Source organism: Streptomyces hilarionis (assembly GCF_024539675.1).
GTDB classification, from domain to species: Bacteria; Actinomycetota; Actinomycetes; order Streptomycetales; family Streptomycetaceae; genus Streptomyces; species Streptomyces hilarionis.
Genome location: NZ_JAHHIT010000417.1, coordinates 1 through 494, shown reverse-complemented (window position 1 = coordinate 494; position 494 = coordinate 1). Strand labels below are relative to the sequence as shown.

Sequence of the window (494 nt, the reverse complement as noted above, 5' to 3'; positions counted from 1 at the left end):
GTATTGGTCCATCGTCAGCTGAACGCGGCCAGGTTTACGAATACAGACGATGCCGCCGATATGTTGCTCAACGGCAGGCGCAAGCACGCACTGGACTCGATAGTCGCCACGTTCCGAGTCCGCTACGTGGTCGCTCATGTCCATAGGGATGCGACCGGAAAGGATCGGCGTATAAGCGTTGACCTCTTGCTCTGTATGCGCCGCAATCAACTCGGCTAGCGACTTGATCAGCGGAAGGGTGACGCCATCCACAGCGACGGGGCGCATGAAGCGGCTACCGCGATACGCCGCCCATACGTTGCCTGGACCGTTGATAGCGATCTCGGATACCGCTGGGTCATCGAGCAGGAAATCAAAACTGCGCAGCTTTTGGCGGAACGAAGCAATCTCAGACATGGAAAAACCTCAGTTAATGAATTTCACGCCGCCGTTGTCAGCCTCTTTGGCTTCCTCGGCGAACTGTTCGGTGAAGTCCAAATCACGCTGCAGGTAGA

1 protein-coding gene is annotated in these 494 nt (G+C 56.3%); it reads right to left on the bottom strand.

Going from position 1 to position 494, the window contains the following annotated elements; all coding sequences use genetic code 11:
- Positions 1–396 (bottom strand): P-loop NTPase family protein (locus KMS84_RS43805; protein WP_256921280.1); only part of this gene is annotated, 396 nt, incomplete at its 3' end.
- Between the last annotated feature and the right edge of the window lie 98 nt (positions 397–494).